Here is a 17,659-nt window from a genome sequence, read left to right as displayed (position 1 = left end):
TATCCTATTCCATAAGATTGGAGTTTCGTGGATGGCGAGGGTCAGAAGTGCGGTTGTAATCGCATTGCTTGCGATGGCACTGCCGGGCTGCAAAATCATCAAAACGCCGACGGCGGAAGAAAAGGCGGCGGAAACCGCCAAGAGCGCCTTCGATCCCGCGGCAAAGGTCGAGGCCATCTGGCAGTCGCAGGCAATTCCCTATCTGCAAAAGCGGGCCGGCGAGCTGAAGGACGTCGTGGCGCTTGCCGCGTCGAGCCCGGACCAGGCCGGCGAGAAATACGGCAATCCCCGCAAACAGGCGAGCGCGCCCTGGACCTATGCGGTCAAGCTCAGTGGCAAGGTCGTCGCTGCCGATACGGCATCGCGGGCGGCCACGATCGATGTGGACGCCGATGGCGACGGCAAGGCTGACGCCAAGGTGCAGATCGGCCCCGCCGTGCGCGGAACGGCGCTGCGCGATACGCTGGAATTCGTTAATTTCAACGAGTTCAAGAACCAGATCGAATGGGCGCAGTTCGGCAAGGCGTTCAACGAGAAGATCAACACCGCCCTCCTGGCGCCCCTACCGCGCGACGGCCTGACCGGCAAGACCGTCACGGTCACCGGCGCCTTCCCGCTGCCGGCATCCGGCCAGTTGCCGCTGGTGACCCCGGCCGAACTGACGGTGGGGCCGTAGCGATGAGCGAAACGATCGAACACGACGTTATCCTGCGCCTCGAAGAGGTGTCCAAGGTCTATTCCGGCATCGTCGCCGTCAAGCGCGCCGACCTCGAGCTCCGGCGTGGCGCGGTGAATGTGCTGGTGGGCGAAAACGGCGCTGGAAAATCGACGCTGATGAAGATCATCGCCGGCGTCGAGCGGCCAACCCTTGGACGTATCGTCCTCGATGGCGAAACGGTTTCCTTCGACAGTCCGGCGGACGCCCAGGCCCACGGCATCGGCATGATCTTCCAGGAGCTCAACCTCTTCGCCAACATGACGGTGGCCGAAAACATCTTCGCCACCCGCGAGATCACCCGCGGCATTCGCGGCATCGATCACAAGGCGCAGATCGAAAAGGCCAACGCCTTCCTGAAACGCCTGGATGCCGGCATCAATGCCGAGACCATGGTCGAGGACCTGCCGATCGGCCAGCAGCAGCTGGTCGAGATCGCCAAGGCGATGTCGCTCAACGCCCGCATCCTGATCATGGACGAGCCGACCTCCGCGCTTTCGGCGGCCGAGGTCGAAATCCTGTTCAAGGTCATCGCGGAATTGAAGGCGCAGGGTGTCGCCATCGTCTATATCTCGCACCGGCTGGAAGAGCTGATGCGGATCGGCGATTACATCACCGTGCTGCGCGACGGCCAGATCACCGGCCATGCGATGGTTCGCGACATCGACACCAAGTGGATCGTCCGCTCGATGATCGGCTCGGACGCCAAGGATTTCGCCAAAGCAGCCGACCATGAGCTCGGGCCGGAGGCCTTCCGCGCCGAGGAAATCAGCCTGCCGCGCAGAACCGGCGGGCTGGCCGTCGACCACGTCTCGCTTTCGGTGCGCGCAGGCGAGATCCTCGGCATCTACGGCCTGATGGGCGCTGGACGCAGCGAGTTCTTCGAATGCGTGATCGGCCGTCACAAGCACTCGACCGGCAAGATCTTCATCGACGGTCGGGAGGTGCGCGCGCAAGACACGACGGGGCGGATCAGGAAGGGGCTTGCCCTCATCCCCGAGGACCGTCAGCGCGAAGGACTGGTGCAGGTGCTCTCCATCGCCAGCAATCTGACGCTCGCCAGCCTCGATCACTTTACGCGGCTCTTTCATATCAAGGCCGGTGCCGAAAGGCAGGGCATCAACGATATGATCCGCGATCTCTCCATCAAGGCGCCGAACCCGGAATTCGAGGTCACCTCGATGTCCGGCGGCAACCAGCAGAAAGTGGTCATCGGTAAGGCACTGATGACCAATCCAAAGGTTCTGCTGATGGACGAGCCCAGCCGCGGCATCGACGTCGGCGCCAAGGCGGATGTGTTCCGCACCATGCGCAAACTGGCCGCCAAGGGCCTTGCAATATTGTTTTCAACCTCAGACCTTGAAGAGGTCATGGCCCTTTCCGACCGCATCGCCGTTCTCAGCAACGGCAAGCTGGTCGCCGTCTTCGACAGAAGCGAAGCAACGGAAGAGGCTATCATCGCGGCATCTGCCAAAGGTCACGGACACCAAGGAAAGCTCGCGTCATGACGGCGGACACCTCTTCCACATTCGGGGCCAAGCGGTCGAGCGGCTCCATTCTCCTCACGCTGATGAAGCTCAGAACCTTCATCGCCCTTTTTGCCGTGATCATCTTCTTCGCGATCTTCGCGCCGAATTTCACATCCACGGCCAACATGATCCTGATGTCGAAACACGTCGCGCTCAATGCCTTCTTGGCCATGGGCATGACCTTCGTCATCATCACAGGCGGCATAGACCTTTCAGTCGGCTCGATCGTCGGTCTGTGCGGCATGGTCGCCGGCGCTTTGATCCTCAACGGCGTGGAACTGCCGATCGGCTACACTATCTTCTTCAACATCTATGAGATCGTGCTGATCACGCTGGCCGTTGGCCTGGCAATCGGCCTGATCAACGGACTATTGATCACCAAGCTCAACGTCGCGCCGTTTATCGCCACGCTCGGCACGCTTTATATCGCACGCGGCCTCGCGCTGCTCTCCTCCGATGGCCAGACCTTCCCCAATCTCGTCGGCAAGCCGGAATACATGACGACGGGCTTCGACGTCTTTGGCGCCGGCCGCATGCTGGGCCTGCCGGTTTCGATCTGGATTCTGATCGTGCTCGCCCTAATTGCCGCCTACGTGGCGCGCTCGACGCCGATCGGCCGGCATATCTTCGCCGTCGGCGGCAACGAGCGTGCGGCGCGCATGTCCGGCATCCGGGTCGATGTGGTGAAGATCTTCGTCTACATGTTCTCGGGCCTGTGCGCGGCGATCGTCGGCCTCATCATCTCGTCCGAGCTGATGGCCTCGCATCCGGCCACCGGCGAAAGCTTCGAATTGAACGCGATCGCCGCGGCGGTGCTCGGCGGCACTTCGATGTCGGGCGGACGCGGCACGATCGGCGGCACGATTATCGGTGCCTTCGTCATCGGCATCCTGTCGGACGGACTTGTGATGATGGGCGTCTCGTCCTTCTGGCAGATGGTCATCAAGGGGCTGGTGATTATTATCGCGGTTGTGGTGGATCAGGCGCAGCGCCGTCTGCAACAGCGCGTGACTCTCATGCAAATGGCAAAGGCAGGATAAGCAATGACGGAATTGAATGGCGCACTCATCGGCTGCGGCTTTTTCGCGGTCAACCAGATGCATGCGTGGCAGGACGTTGCCGGGGCTTCGATCGTGGCGATCTGCGATCGCGACCCCGAGCGGCTGAAAATCGTCGGCGACCAGTTCGGCATCGACAGGCGCTATAGCGATGCGGCCCAGATGTTCGCCGATGGTGGCTTCGATTTCGTCGATATCGCCACCACCGTCCAGAGCCACCGCGCTCTGGTCGAGATGGCCGCCGCGCACAATGTACCGGCGATCTGCCAGAAGCCATTCGCAAAGACGCTCGATGACGCCAAGGCCATGGTCAAGGTTTGCGCCGATGCCGGGCTGCCGTTGATGGTACACGAAAACTTCCGTTGGCAGACGCCGATCCAGGCCGTGAAGAAGGCCCTGGAATCCGGCGCCATCGGCCAGCCTTTCTGGGGCCGCTTCTCGTTCCGTTCGGGCTACGACGTCTTCTCGGGCCAGCCCTATCTCGCGGAAGGCGAGCGTTTCATCATCGAAGATCTCGGCATCCATACGCTCGATATCGCTCGCTATATCCTGGGCGACGTGGCAGCGCTCAGCGCCCGCACGAAGCGGGTCAACCCGAAGATCAAGGGCGAGGACGTCGCCACGATCCTGCTCGACCACGAAAACGGCGCGACCTCGATCGTCGATGTCAGCTATGCCTCCAAGCTCTCGACCGAGCCCTTCCCCGAGACGCTGATCGAACTCGACGGCACCGAAGGCAGCATCCGCTTGGTCCAGGGCTACAAGCTCGAAGTGACCGGCAAGAACGGCACCGAGATTTCGGACGTGTCGCCCACGCTGCTCTCCTGGGCATCGCGCCCCTGGCACAATATCCAGGAAAGCGTCTACGCCATTCAGCAGCATTGGGCCGAGCGGCTGGCCGCCGGCGGCGAGACCTCGACCTCGGGCGCCGACAATCTCAAGACCTTCGCACTTGTCGAGGCCGCTTATGACAGCGCCGCCAGCGGCCAGACGGTCGACGTCAAGGCGATGCTGCGATGAGCACGTCGTCGGACAGCTTCCGGATCTACGGAACGCATGCGCTCGAGCAGAAGCCGGTCCGCCTCACCGCTGGCAGGCTGACTGCTGATCTGAGCGATGGCAATCTGCGCACGATCGCCTATGACGGCGTGGAAGTGCTGCGCGCCGTCTCCTATCTCGTGCGCGATCGCGACTGGGGCACCTACGCGCCCGAGATCGCCGACCTGACAATCGAGCAGGGAGACGATGCCTTTTCGGTCCGCTACACCGCCCGTTGCAAGGGGCCGGATGCGACCGAGCTGGCGATCGGTGTGCGCATCTCGGCGCAAGCTGGCTCGCCACTCGTTTTCGAGGCCGATGCGATCTCGAGCACGGGCTTTGAGACGAACCGCTGCGGCTTTTGCATTCTCCACCCGATCGTCGGCGTGGCCGGCACACCCGTCACCGTCGAACATGCCGACGGACAGCGCGTCGAGACCCGGTTCCCTGATCTGATCGAGCCGTGGCAGCCGTTCATGAACATGAGCGCGATCACCCATACCGTCATGACCAACGTGACCGCGCGGTGCGGCATGGAAGGCGACGTGTTCGAGGTGGAAGACCAGCGCAACTGGTCGGATGCCTCCTACAAGACCTATGTGCGCCCGCTCGCTTTGCCCTGGCCCTACCAGATCCCGGCGGGTGAAACGGTCAAGCAGCGCATCGTCCTCGATATCGCCGACAAGCGCCCCAAGCCATTGGCCGCGACGGCGAATGGGTATTCGCCGCTCACGACACTGACGCTCGGCGAGCGGCGTGGGCGGATGCCTGCGATCGGCGTGATCGTCACGCCGGAAGAGGCGGACGCCGTCGTCAAGGCGAGCGCCGTGCTCGCCGAGATCAAGCCGCAGGAACTGCTCTTCCACTTCGACCCGACAGCCGGACACGAGGCGGAAGCCTTCCACCGCTTCGCCGATGTGGTCAGACTTCATCCCGGCACATCGACGCTTGAGATCGCCCTGCCGTGCAAGCAGCCGCTCCTCGACGAGACCACGCTGATCGCAACGCAGATGCGCGATGTCGGCTTCAAGCCGGACGCGATCATCATCTCGCCATCGGTCGATCGCCAATCCACTCCGCCGGGCAGCAAGTGGCCGGAATGCCCGCCGCTCGAAGATGTCTACGAGGCCGCGCATGCGGCATTCCCCGATATCCGCATCGGCGGCGGCATGCTGAGCTACTTCACCGAGCTCAATCGCAAGCGTGTTCCTTCCGCGCCGCTCGCTTTCATCAGCCATTGCACCAACCCGATCGTCCATGCCGCCGACGACCTCAGCGTCATGCAGACATTGGAGGCCCTGCCCTTCATCACCCGATCGGTCCGCGCTATCTATGGCGACAAGCCCTATCGCATTGGTCCATCGACCATTCCCATGCGGCAGAATCCCTACGGAAGCCGAACGATGGACAATCCGAATGGCGGCCGGATACCGATGGCCAACACCGATCCGCGTCACAACGGGCTCTTCGCGCAAGCCTTCGCCATGGGCTATGTGTCGAAGGTACTGGACGCCGAGCTGGAATGCCTGACGCTGTCGGCTTTGACCGGAAGTTTCGGCCTCCTTGCCGGACAGAATGAGCGCTTCACCGCTGATGGACACCGCCCGCTCTTCAACGCTGTCAAGACACTCGCCGGTCTCGCCGGCACCGAGTGGCGGGAGTGCCTCTCTTCCAACCCATCGCGCGTTCTGGCGTTCGCGACAAAGACGGCGACGGCGTCGGCACTCTGGATCGTCAACATCACCGACCAAGACCAGGAGGTTGATCTCGGATCGCTGAGGCTCGCCGACGCGCTGATGGGCGGCGTGCTCACTCTTTCCCCATATCAGGCGACCTCTGTCGCGCTTTCGGATTGATCTTGCGTCTGGAAGGCGTAGCTATAGCCTTCCAGACGCAGCAATCGGGAGGACCAGCGTGAAGACCAAAAAGCTTATCAATGACGGCGGCGCGGCGGTCGACGAAATGCTAGAGGGCATCCTCGCGGCACATCCCGATCATCTCTACGCCATCGAAGGATCGCCGCGATCGATTGTTGCGAAAAACGGGCCTCGCGATGGCAAGGTGGGGCTGGTGATCGGCGGCGGCTCCGGCCATGAACCGAGTTTCCTAGGCTTCGTCGGCAAGGGACTGGCGGATGCTGCCGCTGTCGGCAATGTCTTTGCCTCGCCTCCGCCCGATCCGATCATCGAATGTGCAAATGCGGTCGATAAGGGCGCCGGTGTGCTCTTCATGTACGGCAACTACGCCGGTGACGTGATGAACTTCGACATGGCGGCGGAAATGCTTGCCATGGACGATATCGATGTGCGCACCGTGGTGACCACCGATGACGTCGCCTCCGCACCGCGCGACCAGAAAGAAAAGCGCCGTGGCGTGGCCGGCAACGTCTTCGTCTTCAAGGCGGCCGGTGCTGCCTGTGATCTGATGTACACGTTCGACGAGGTCGAGCGCGTCGCGCGCAAGGCCAACGACCACACCTTCACCATGGGCGTCGCCCTGTCCCCCTGCTCGCTGCCGCAGACATTGCGGCCGAATTTCGAGATTGGCGGCGACGAAATGGAAGTCGGCATGGGCATCCACGGCGAGCCTGGCGTCTCGCGCGAAACGCTGAGACCGGCCGACGCTGTCACCGACGAACTGATCGATGCGATCCTAAAAGATGCCAACATCGCGCCGGGAACCCGCGTGGCCGTTCTGATCAACTCGCTCGGCTCCACGCCGCTGATGGAACTCTACATCATCATGCGCCGGGTGAAGGCGCGGTTGGACGAGGCTGGCCTTATCATTCACACCTCGCTCGTCGGCAATTACTGTACCTCTCTTGAAATGGCTGGTGCATCAGTCACGCTCATGGCCCTCGATGACGAATTGCAGACGCTGATCGATCATCCGTGCGACTGCGCGATGTTTCGCAGTGGAAAGGCGATCTAATGGGTGACGTAGCCACCAAGGACCTTCAGCGCCTCTTCCAGGATATCGCCGACGTGATGACCGCCGAGCGAGACAATTTATGCCAGCTGGACGGCGTCATTGGCGACGCTGACCACGGGATCGCGATGGAGCTCGGCTTCACCGCTGCAGCCAAAGCGACCGACGCGCTTGACCCCGCCGCTACAGACCCCACCACGCTGTTCAACACGGCTGCCAAGGCGTTCCTAAATGCTGTCGGCGCCTCTTCCGGCCCGCTTTACGCGACCGCCTTCATGCGCGCCGGCGCAGCGGTGAAGGGCAAGGCTACTCTTAGCGATGAGGATCTGCTCGACGTCTTCGCCGCGCTGGCAAAAGGTATTCAGGACCGCGGCAAGGCCGAGATCGGCGAGAAGACGATGGTGGATGCCTGGGCACCGGCCGCCGCGGCTTGCGAAGAGGCCAGAGCACGCGGCGACAGCTTGCGGCAATGCCTTTCGCAGGCGTTGCAAGCGGCCGAACAGGGACGCGATGCGACCAAGGATATGGTTGCGAGCAAAGGGCGCTCGGCGCGGCTGGGCGAGCGGTCGCTCGGCCATATAGACCCCGGAGCGGCATCAGCCACCATGGTCATATCGAGCATCCGAAACACCCTATCGGCGGAATAAGGCATGCGCCGAACCGCCGTTTCGGCAATCAGGAAACGGGCGACGCTTCGTTGGTGATGCGTCCGTGTTGCCGCAACACGAGCGCCACCGCACCCATGACCGTGTCGTCATTGCCGCGGAAAGTGCCGACGACGAATCGAGGCCTGCGCTTTTCCGGCGAATGGGCGGGCGGCGCGACGGAGTGGCGGGCGAAACTTCGCTCGAGGCCATCGATGAAACTCTCCCCCACCTCCGCCAGCTTGCCGGCGATGATGAACAAGGGGGGATTGAGGATGGTGAAGGCGATCCCCATTCCCCAGCCCGCCATCTCGGCCGCGTCATCGACAAGCCGCGCATATCCTGGATCGCCATTGCGCGCGCGTTCGACAAACTGTTCGATGCTGACGGGCGCACCAAAAGATTGCTCGGCGTATCTCAGCAGCTGGAACCCACCGGCGAAGGTCTCCAGACAGCCGCGATTGCCACAGCGGCACAGCGGCCCGCGCGGATCGAGCGACATGTGGCCGAACTCGGCGGCATATCCATGAGCGCCGCGCTGCACCGTGCTGTCGATGACGATGGCGCCGCCGATGCCGAGATCGAACTTGAAGAGGACGAAATTCGTCTCCCCGACCGCGGCTCCCCAGGTCATTTCCGCAAGCGCGCCGCAATGGCTCTCGTTTTCGACATGGATCGGGCAACCGAGCTGCTCGGAAAACACATTGGCGATATTGGTGCCGCACCATGTCGGCAAGATCGAACCGTTGAGGATTTCACCGTCATAGGAGACGGGCGCGGAAATCGCCAAGCCCACGCCCAGTAGCTCGGACATATCCACACCGAGCAGAGCGCATTGCTGCTCAAGGCTCGCGCGCACGCATCTGGCGGCGTCATCAGGCGTATAGTCCGTATCCATCGCGAACCAGATGTCAGACAGCACGGTGTGCGCGAGGTCGCAGATCGCGATCCGAATTTCGCCGAGCCCGAGGAGCACGCCGGCGCAGCGACCCGCCGCCGGGTTCAGCGACAAGAGCTGCGACGGTCGCCCGAAGCCATTGCTCTTCGTGTCAACGTCCAGAACGACGCCACTGTCCTTCAACTCGGTGAGAAGCGTGGAGACGGTCGACCGCGCCAACCCCGTCGACTTCACCAGTTGCGTCGCGGTCGCCGACCCAATTGCCGCGATGGCGCGCACGATGCGCCCCGCCGGCGCGGTCTGATCCTCGAAAAGTTCCCTGATGCCAACCATTCATAGCTCCTCTCCATGAAATAGGCCTGACTCGCCACTCGGCGGCAACATATTTCTGATCAGAAAATAATCGCGCCTATTTCGTAAGCGATATCCGCCGTTTCGAAATATTAAGCCCGACTGTGGCCACTTATGCAATCGACTTTGTTCATTTACGAAATAAGTATTGACTCCAATCGGAATTTTCGAGAGTGTACACATTAGCGGAGAGGACCGCACAAGGGAGGGTTTAATGACGATCAAGACTACACTCATGGCCACGCTATCCGTGCTCGCGATCACTGCGACGAGCCTGAAGGCGGAAGACCTGACGCTCTGGACGCTGAACTTCGACAACAACGCCGCCAACGTCGCGCTCAAGAAGGTCGCAACCGACTTCGAAGCTGCAAATCCCGGCACCAAGGTTGAAATCGTTCAGCGCGCCATCGATGAGCACAAGACCGCGCTGCGTGTCGCGGCCGGCTCGAACAAAGGCCCCGACATCTACTTCAGCTGGGCAGGCCTTGGCCTGGGCGGCGAATATGTGAAGGCCGGCCTCTCGGCGCCGCTCGACAAGTATTACACCGAATACAAGTGGAACGATGAGCTGCTGCCGGCAGCCGCCGCATTCGCCGACCTCTATCCGGGTGGCAAGCACGGCGTTCCCTTCACCTTCAAGGGCGAAGCCGTCTATTACAACAAGAAGCTGTTCCAGCAGGCCGGCATCACCGAAGAGCCGAAGACCTATGAAGAATTTCTGGCCGACGCTGAAAAGCTGAAGGCCGCAGGCATTCCCGCTTTCACCTTCGGCGGATCGGTCAACTGGCATGTCATGCGCCTGATGGACGTCATCCTGGAAACGAAGTGCGGTGCCGAAAAGCACGACGCGCTGAAGGCCATGAAGGCGGATTGGTCCACGGAGCCTTGCGCCACCGACGCCTTCACCGAATTCGCCAAGTGGACGAAGGATTACACGCTGCAGCCTTTCATGGGCATCGACAACAAGCAGTCCTATAGCCTGTTCACGGCAGGACGCGCGGCGATGATGCTCGAAGGCGACTGGCTGGTCAGCCAGCTGGAAACCAGCGGCGCCAATCTGGACGACTACGGCATGTTCCCGTTCCCGACCAACACGCAGCGCCTCTACGGTTTTGCCGAGTATAACTACATCAGCACCAAGAGCCCGCATCCGGATCTCGCTGCGAAGTTCCTCGACTACTTCCTGTCGACCAAGGTCCAGCAGGATCTCGTCGGCCAGATCAGCTCGACATCGGTCAACAAGAATGTCCAGTACGCGAACCAGAAGCCGCTGGAAGCCGAATGGCTCGATGTCTTCAAGACCTACGGTAAGGTCTACATGAACGGCGACCAGGCCTTCCCGCTTGACGTTACGACCGAGTATTTCCGTGTGATCAACGACGTCGCCGCCGGCAACACCGAACCGGCCGATGCAGCAAAGCAGCTGCAGACGTTCATCGCCGGTCGCACCTAAGTCCTCCCAGGACATCGGTCGGTCCCGCATCCCGCTGGGACCGACCACCACTCAATCCAATGCCACTCGCCAGACACACGTCGCGCGGAGCAGATACCCATGTCATTGAAAAACCGAACACACGACCCGCGCTTCCAGGCGCTCCTGTTGCTCGCGCCTGCCATGGCGATCTACGCGGTCTTCGCGCTCTACCCGATGCTGAACGTCGTGGTCTTGAGCTTCCAGAAATGGAACGGGCTGGATCCGCAACGCCCATTCGTCGGCCTGGCGAACTACCAGTACATCTTCACGCGTGATCCGGTGTTCTGGGTCGCCTTCAAGAACACGGTCATCTGGACCATCATGTCGGTGGCCTTCCCGCCGATGGTCGGCCTGTTGCTGGCGCTGACGCTTAATCAGAAGATCTTCGGCCGCAACACGTTTCGCGCCATCTTCTATCTCCCCGTCATCATCGCGCCAATCGCGGTCGCGACGATGTGGAAGTGGATGTATGACCCCTTCTTCGGTCTGTTCAGCCAGCTCATGACCAACATGGGCCTGCAGATGTGGATCAAGGACTGGCTCGGCGACAAGAACATCGCGCTCTACTCGGTCTTCGTCGCCTATCTCTGGCAGTCGGTCGGCTTCTCGATGGTGCTGTTCCTGGCCGGCCTTCAGAACGTGTCGCAGACGCTGGTCGAAGCCGCCCGCATCGACGGCGCCGGCCGCTGGGCGATCTTCAAGCATGTGACCTTCCCGGCGCTGCGCACCACGATGACCATCGTCCTCGTTCTCTCGATCATCTCGTCGCTGAAGGCATTCGATATCGTCTACGGCCTCACCGGCGGCGGACCGGCGCAATCCACGCAGATGCTGGCGCTCTGGGCCTTCACGCAGGCGATGCAGATCTTCGACTTCGGTCGCGGCGCCGCCATCTCGGTCGTCCTGCTGCTGATCACCATCGCGATCGTCGTGCCGTACCTGCGCTGGACGCAGAAGCATGAGGACACCGAATAATGACGATGACATCATCAGGACCGATCTCTGTGTCTGAAACCATCACCACCACGAACAAGCCCGGCCGTGACCCCGTCCTGATCGGCCTGTGGATCGCGCTGATCATCGTCGCGCTTATCTGGTTCGCACCTTTCGTCTTCATCGTCTTCACATCGCTGAAGACGAAGGCGGCGGTGACAAGCACCGGCGCGTTCATGCCGCCGGTCGAGTTCGCCTTCGAGAACTATGCCAGTGCATGGAGCCGCGGCAACTTCGCCGAGTCGTTCATGAACAGCGTGATCATCACCGTCTTCAAGGTGCCGCTCGGCCTCGCCATGTCGGCGATGGCGGCCTACGCACTGGCGAAGATCAAGATGAAAGTGAGCAAGCTCCTGCTGCTCATCGTCGTCTTCGGAACCATGATCCCGTTCCAGGTGATGCTGGCGCCGCTCTTCACGCTCGTCAATTCGTTCGGCCTGATCGATACCTATCCCGGCGTCATCCTGCCCTATATCGCCTTTGGCGTTCCCTACCAGGTCTTCATCCTGCACGGCTTCTTCAAGGGCCTGCCGAAGGAGCTATCCGAGGCAGCACTGATCGACGGCGCTACCCACTTCACCATCTTCCGGCGCATCTTCCTGCCGGTCTGCCTGCCGGTTCTGGCCGCACTCCTCATCCTGGATTTCGTCTCAACCTGGAACGAATTTGCGATGGCGCTGGTGCTTCTTCAGGATCAGCACATGTGGACGCTGCCGCTCGGGCTGATGTCCTTCCAGGGCCAGTTCTCCAGCGATTACGGCCAGTTGAACGCCGCCATCGTCATGACGGTCCTGCCCGCCACGCTCGTCTATCTCATTTTCCAACGGTACTTCGTCTCCGGCCTCACCTCTGGTGCGGTCAAAGGCTGAGCGACCGAAATTTAAAGTCTTTCGAGGAGATCTTTCATGTCCATAGCAACAGTCGAAAAATGGGGTGTGTTCGAAGCGGCCTTCAACGGCCCGTCCGGCGGCAATCCCTATATCGACGTGAGCCTCGACGCCGTCTTCACCCACAAGAGCCGCGAAGTTCGCGTGCCGGGCTTTTATGATGGCGATGGCGTCTATCGCGTGCGCTTCATGCCCGATGTCGAAGGCGAGTGGTCTTTTCAGACGCGTTCGCAGACCGCCGAGCTCAACGGCAAGACCGGCGCATTCGTCGCCATCGCACCGTCTGCCGGCAACCATGGCCCGGTTCGCGTGCGCAACAAGTTCCATTTCGCCTATGCCGACGGCAAGCCGTTCCTCTCCTTCGGCACGACCTGCTATGCTTGGACGCACCAGCCGCTGGAGATGCAGGCGCAGACGCTCGAAACGCTGAAGACCGCAGGCTTCAACAAGATCCGCATGGGCATATTCCCCAAGGATTACCCCTATAACACCAACGAACCGCTCTACCCCTGTTTCGAAAACGGCGCCGACGGCAAGGAAGATTTTGATCGTCCGAACCCGGTCATGTTCCGCCATTTCGAACAGCAGGTCGCGGCCCTTTGCGAACTTGGCATCGAAGCCGACATCATCATGTTCCACCCCTACGATCGCTGGGGCTATGCCGACATGTCGGCCGAGCAGGACTTCCGGTATGTCGCCTATCTCGCGGCTCGCCTTGCCGCCTATCGTAACGTATGGTGGGCGCTCGCCAACGAATACGACTTCCTGCTAGACACCAAGCCGGTGGAGCAATGGGACCGCTATTTCCATATCCTGGAAGAGAACGATCCCTACCAGCACCTGAAGTCGATCCACAACGGCGAAGTGTCGATGAACTTCGATCATCGTAAGCCATGGGTTACACACACCTGCATTCAGAACCCCGATGTCAAGCTGACGCAGACCTGGCGCGACGCCTATGGCAAGCCCGTCGTCAACGACGAGCCGGAATATGAAGGCAACATCGTGCAGTGCTGGGGCAACCTGACGGCGCAGGAACTGGTGCACCGCTTCTGGATCACCGTGACGCGCGGCGGCTATGCCGGCCACGGCGAGACCTATTCGCACCCTGACGATCTGATCTGGTGGGCCAAGGGCGGCGAACTGCGCGGTGAAGCCTGGAAGCGCATCAGCTTCTTCCGTGGCCTCCTGGAGCAGGACGTGACACACGGCCTTGATCCCATGGGTGCTGTCGGCGAATGGCCGTGGACCCGCGTTTCCGGCGTGCGCGATGGCAGCACCGACCTGCGCTACATCTACCTCGGCGAGCATCAGCCCGTCGTCTGGTCCTCGGGCTTCCCGAAAGATGGCGACAACTATGAGGTCGACATCATCGACACGTGGAACATGACGATCACGCCCGCCAAGAAGGTGGAAGCGCCGATTCCGCACCCGACACGCCACGGCGCGATCGTGCGCGGCGGCAAGGCCGATGCCGCTTTCGGTGTCGAGCTGCCGGGCAAGCCATATCTGGCACTTCGCGTGCGCAGCGAGCGTTGAGCAGGTCTCACAGGGAGGAATTCTATGTCCGGATTGGCCATTAGAAACGTCAAGAAATCCTACGGTGCCGTCGACATCATTCACGGCGTGGACGTCGATATCGCCGATGGCGAGTTCGTCATTCTCGTTGGCCCGACCGGATGTGGAAAATCGACCCTGCTTAGGATGATCGCTGGGCTGGAGGAGATCACCGGCGGCGAGATTTCGATCGGCGGCCGCGTCGTCAACAATCTGCAGCCCAAGGATCGCGACATCGCGATGGTGTTCCAGAACTACGCGCTCTATCCGCAGATGACGGTAGCGCAGAACATGGGCTTCGCGCTGGAACTGGCCGGCGCGAAGAAGGCGGAGATCGACAAGAAGGTCGGCGAGGCCGCCGGGATCCTCGGCCTCCAGCCGCTGCTTGGCCGCAAACCGGCGCAGCTGTCCGGCGGCCAGCGCCAGCGCGTCGCCATGGGCCGCGCCATCGTGCGCGATCCAAAGGTGTTTCTCTTCGACGAGCCTCTCTCCAACCTCGACGCCAAACTGCGCGTCAAGATGCGCGCGGAAATCAAGGCTCTGCACCAGCGCCTGAAGACCACGATCGTTTACGTCACGCACGACCAGATCGAAGCCATGACCATGGCCGACAAGATCGTCGTGCTGCAGGGCGGCAAGGTCGAGCAGATCGGCACGCCGCTGGAGCTCTACGACCGGCCGCAGAATGTCTTCGTCGCGGGCTTCATGGGTTCGCCGGCGATGAACTTTCTCGAAGGCAAGTTGATGGGCGGCGACACACCGCGGCTGGTACTGCCATCAGGCCAGCAGGTCGAGCTCGCGCAGGGGACTGCAAACGCCGATGGCCGCGACGTCATCGTCGGCATTCGCCCTGAGGACCTCGCCTTCGCGCAAGACGGCGGCGTACCGGCGACAGTCAGCGTGGTCGAGCCGACTGGGTCTGAAACGCATGTCGCGCTCGAGGTCGAAGGCAAGGAGATCACCTGGGTCATGCGCGAACGCGCCGACCTGACGCCGGGCCAAGTCGTCAAGCTGTCGCTGAAATCGCCGAACGTGCATTTCTTCGACAAGGCCACGCAGCGCCGGATATAGACTGCAACGCGACGAACAAGATCTTGCATCCGTCGTCTAAGCGCGGTGGATGCAAGGCTTTGGCAGACAGTATTGCCTTCAAGGCAGGTATTGTCCCCATGGCACGGCTGGTAACCTTACCAGCTAACCAAGCAACGTACTTTCAGTTGCATGGCAGCACGAAGCAATGCCATCAAACGGACAGCGGTCCCAAACATCGTGGTCCGTGGGGTTACGGATCGGTAAACCCGTCCCTACGGGGCAGGGACGGGTCCATAACTTTCGATCATGCGATGAAATAGCTTTCAACGCCCGAAACCGGGCGTTGGCAGACGGCGGCTCAAGACGCCGTCTTGACCTGTGTTTCAGCCTGTTCGGCACGCATACCGGCACAAAATGCCGCCGTTCCGTTTGCCGAAAAGGCATGCGCACGCTTTTTGGCTGCCGTTTCGAGCAATTCGGCGAAAACGCCGAGGCTGATCCGATCGGCCCGCAGCATCTGGCGGATCATCGGATCCCTCAAGACTTCCGACATGGTCATGTCCTGCATGGCACACTCCTTTGTTGCAAGGAGGAATACTACGCGCATGTAACACCCAAATGTCGCCAGCGTGGCAGGATCAAGGCAAACGACACGTTGCAGTTGCTGGATGTCGCCGGTAGATAACCCGCCACACATAGCAGCGGAGCACTCTTTTAGTTGGCCGAACGTACCCCCGTCAGCTGACGGGAGCCGAGGCCCTGAGCGAGGCGATGTAGGCACGCCAGCCGCCATGCGATGTCACCTCGACGGCATTGGCGACGGCATGCGCTTCGCAGAGAAAGCCCGAAATACTGGCGCCATCATCAAGCGTGATTTTGCCGATCCCGAGCGGGGCCGGGATTTTCTGGACAAAGCGGCCAAAGCCGTCGGCGGGCAGCATCCAGACCTCGACCTCCAGCCCATTTCCTGCGAACCCCGGCTCGCGGATGAGGCCGGGCTTCGCGGGCACAGTACCGCTCAGCGCAAACAGCCTGTAATCGCCGGCCGTCCGGCAGGTCTTTACCAGCCGCCCGCCCAGCGTGGTGAGCTCGTGATTGAGCGGCATGCCGGTCAGATGCGCGCCGACCACGACGATCGGAATACCGGCGGGTGCGACTTCGATAGCCGGCGATTGCGGCAGCGCGGCCGACTTGTCCTTGCCCATCCCGCAGGGGGCCGCGCGATGCAGCGCGTCGGCAACGAGCGCCAGCGCGTCATCGGTGAACGCCCGCCCGACAAGCGTGACGCCGGCAGGCAGATGATCCGCGCTGTCGAAGCCGGCAGGAATGGCGATCGCGGCGCAATCGAGGAGGTTGACGAAGTTGGTGTACCGGCCAAACCGCCCATTGAGCTCCACCGGATTGGCGCGCATCTCTTCGACCTTGTAGGTCGTGGGCGATGTGGGAAGCAGCAGGATATCGACCTTCGCCCACTCCTCTTCGGTCGCCTGTTTCAGTTCCGCGAGACGATACTGACCGTTGAAGGCATCGACGGCAGTCTTGCCTCTCGCACCTTCGATGATCGACCGCACGGTTGGATCGAAATCGTCGGCGTTGGTGGCCAGGAACGCTTCGACGGCAGCGAGCCTCTCGGCAACCCATGGGCCATTGTAGAGCAATTCCGCCGCCTGGCGGAACGGCGCGTAGTCGAAGGTCACGATGTCGGCGCCAAGCGCCTTCGCCCGCTCGATTGCATGATCGTAGAGCCGCTCGACCTCGCGATCGCCGAAAAACTCACGTTCCGTTTCGCCGAGCACGCCGATCCGCAGACGATCGGTCGGCAGCGACACCTCGCGTGGGTGCCGCGAGAAGGCGTCCCCGCGATCGAAGCCCTGCAGGACCTTGCGAACGGCAACGCCATCGCCGACCGTTGCCGCAAACACCGTGACGCAATCCACGCTCTTGCAAGCGGGAACGACACCCGTATTCGGCACCAGCCCCGGCGTCGGCTTGATGCCGACAAGATTGTTGAAGGCCGCCGGTACGCGGCCGGAACCCGCGGTATCCGTCCCAAGACTGAATGCCGCCAAGCCTGACGCTACGGCCACGGCCGACCCCGAGCTGGAGCCGCCCGACACATAGTCGGCATCGAAGACCGAGCGCGGCGCACCGTGTGGCGAGCGCGTGCCGTTGAGACCTGTCGCGAACTGATCCAGATTGGTCTTTCCGATAAGGATCGCACCGGCTGCGAGCAACCGGGCGATGACGGTAGCGTCTTCATCAGGATCATAGGCATAGGCCGGGCATGCCGCCGTGGTCTGCAGGCCCTTCGCGTCGATATTGTCCTTGGCCGCGAAGGGGATGCCCCACAGCGGCAGGCTGTTGGCTTGAGGCGCCCGCGCCATCAGCGCCTTCGCCGCTTCGCGCAGCGCATCGTCTGTGACCTTGGTGATGAAGATCGCCGGATCAGTTGATGCGGCGCGCCTTGCGATCACCTCTTCGACCACATCGAGCGGCGTCGATCCAGACGCATAGGCGGCGCGCAACGTCGCGATATCGAGAATGGTTGGCAACAT

15 protein-coding genes are annotated in these 17,659 nt (G+C 61.7%); 12 read left to right on the top strand and 3 right to left on the bottom strand.

Translation table 11 applies throughout. From position 1 onward, the window contains the following. The first annotated feature begins 31 nt into the window (after positions 1–31). Genes ACODTZ_RS01650 through dhaL form a run of 7 tightly spaced genes read left to right on the top strand, consistent with a single transcriptional unit; the run spans position 32 to position 7,915 of the window. On the top strand, positions 32–676 hold the full coding sequence (locus tag ACODTZ_RS01650) for a DUF2291 family protein (protein ID WP_489023281.1): 645 nt from the start codon (positions 32–34) through the stop codon (positions 674–676). 2 nt (positions 677–678) lie between these two features. After that, positions 679–2,223 (top strand): sugar ABC transporter ATP-binding protein, encoded by a 1,545-nt coding sequence (locus ACODTZ_RS01645; protein WP_489023279.1) that lies wholly within the window; start codon positions 679–681, stop codon positions 2,221–2,223. Further along, complete coding sequence (locus tag ACODTZ_RS01640; protein ID WP_018896822.1) at positions 2,220–3,284, top strand: ABC transporter permease; 1,065 nt, start codon at positions 2,220–2,222, stop codon at positions 3,282–3,284. The genes ACODTZ_RS01645 and ACODTZ_RS01640 overlap by 4 nt, the downstream gene beginning before the upstream one ends. Before the next feature lie 3 nt (positions 3,285–3,287). After that, on the top strand, positions 3,288–4,322 hold the full coding sequence (locus ACODTZ_RS01635) for a Gfo/Idh/MocA family protein (protein WP_489023277.1): 1,035 nt from the start codon (positions 3,288–3,290) through the stop codon (positions 4,320–4,322). Next, a complete protein-coding gene (apnL, locus tag ACODTZ_RS01630) occupies positions 4,319–6,196 on the top strand; it encodes a D-apionate lactonase (protein ID WP_489023275.1) in 1,878 nt (625 codons plus the stop codon). Before ACODTZ_RS01635 ends, apnL begins: the two co-directional genes overlap by 4 nt. Before the next feature lie 58 nt (positions 6,197–6,254). Then, a complete protein-coding gene (locus ACODTZ_RS01625; protein WP_489023273.1) occupies positions 6,255–7,271 on the top strand; it encodes a dihydroxyacetone kinase subunit DhaK in 1,017 nt (338 codons plus the stop codon). Further along, on the top strand, positions 7,271–7,915 hold the full coding sequence (gene dhaL / locus ACODTZ_RS01620) for a dihydroxyacetone kinase subunit DhaL (protein ID WP_489023271.1): 645 nt from the start codon (positions 7,271–7,273) through the stop codon (positions 7,913–7,915). The genes ACODTZ_RS01625 and dhaL overlap by 1 nt, the downstream gene beginning before the upstream one ends. A 28-nt stretch (positions 7,916–7,943) precedes the next feature. On the opposite strand, the gene ACODTZ_RS01615 is transcribed toward dhaL, so the two are convergent. Beyond that, positions 7,944–9,143 (bottom strand): ROK family protein, encoded by a 1,200-nt coding sequence (locus ACODTZ_RS01615; RefSeq protein ID WP_489023270.1) that lies wholly within the window; start codon positions 9,141–9,143, stop codon positions 7,944–7,946. Between the two features lie 232 nt (positions 9,144–9,375). On the opposite strand from ACODTZ_RS01615, the gene ACODTZ_RS01610 reads away from it, so the two are divergent. From ACODTZ_RS01610 to ACODTZ_RS01590, 5 genes are all read left to right on the top strand, one after another. Beyond that, entirely contained in the window at positions 9,376–10,614 is a 1,239-nt protein-coding gene (locus ACODTZ_RS01610; RefSeq protein ID WP_037185902.1) for an ABC transporter substrate-binding protein, read from the top strand. 99 nt (positions 10,615–10,713) lie between these two features. Further along, positions 10,714–11,610 (top strand): carbohydrate ABC transporter permease, encoded by an 897-nt coding sequence (locus ACODTZ_RS01605; RefSeq protein WP_132668223.1) that lies wholly within the window; start codon positions 10,714–10,716, stop codon positions 11,608–11,610. A gap of 5 nt (positions 11,611–11,615) precedes the next feature. Next, positions 11,616–12,497 (top strand): carbohydrate ABC transporter permease, encoded by an 882-nt coding sequence (locus ACODTZ_RS01600; protein ID WP_245206634.1) that lies wholly within the window; start codon positions 11,616–11,618, stop codon positions 12,495–12,497. Positions 12,498–12,533: 36 nt separating this feature from the next. Next, positions 12,534–14,054 carry a DUF5060 domain-containing protein gene (locus ACODTZ_RS01595; protein WP_489023267.1) on the top strand — a complete coding sequence of 507 codons (1,521 nt, stop codon included), beginning with the start codon at positions 12,534–12,536 and terminating at the stop codon, positions 14,052–14,054. A 24-nt stretch (positions 14,055–14,078) separates the two neighbouring features. Beyond that, complete coding sequence (locus tag ACODTZ_RS01590) at positions 14,079–15,143, top strand: ABC transporter ATP-binding protein (protein WP_489023265.1); 1,065 nt, start codon at positions 14,079–14,081, stop codon at positions 15,141–15,143. 319 nt (positions 15,144–15,462) lie between these two features. Here the strand turns inward: ACODTZ_RS01590 and ACODTZ_RS01585 are convergent, their stop codons facing one another. Together ACODTZ_RS01585 and atzF are read right to left on the bottom strand one after the other, a co-directional pair. Then, positions 15,463–15,672, bottom strand: a complete 210-nt coding sequence (locus ACODTZ_RS01585) for a hypothetical protein (protein WP_489023263.1) — start codon at positions 15,670–15,672, stop codon at positions 15,463–15,465. 169 nt (positions 15,673–15,841) lie between these two features. Beyond that, on the bottom strand, positions 15,842–17,659 hold the full coding sequence (gene atzF, locus ACODTZ_RS01580; RefSeq protein ID WP_489023261.1) for an allophanate hydrolase: 1,818 nt from the start codon (positions 17,657–17,659) through the stop codon (positions 15,842–15,844).

This window comes from Rhizobium sp. FG113, assembly GCF_057809895.1.
Note: the sequence above shows the minus strand (reverse complement) of the source record. Positions and strands in the feature narration are given on the sequence as shown.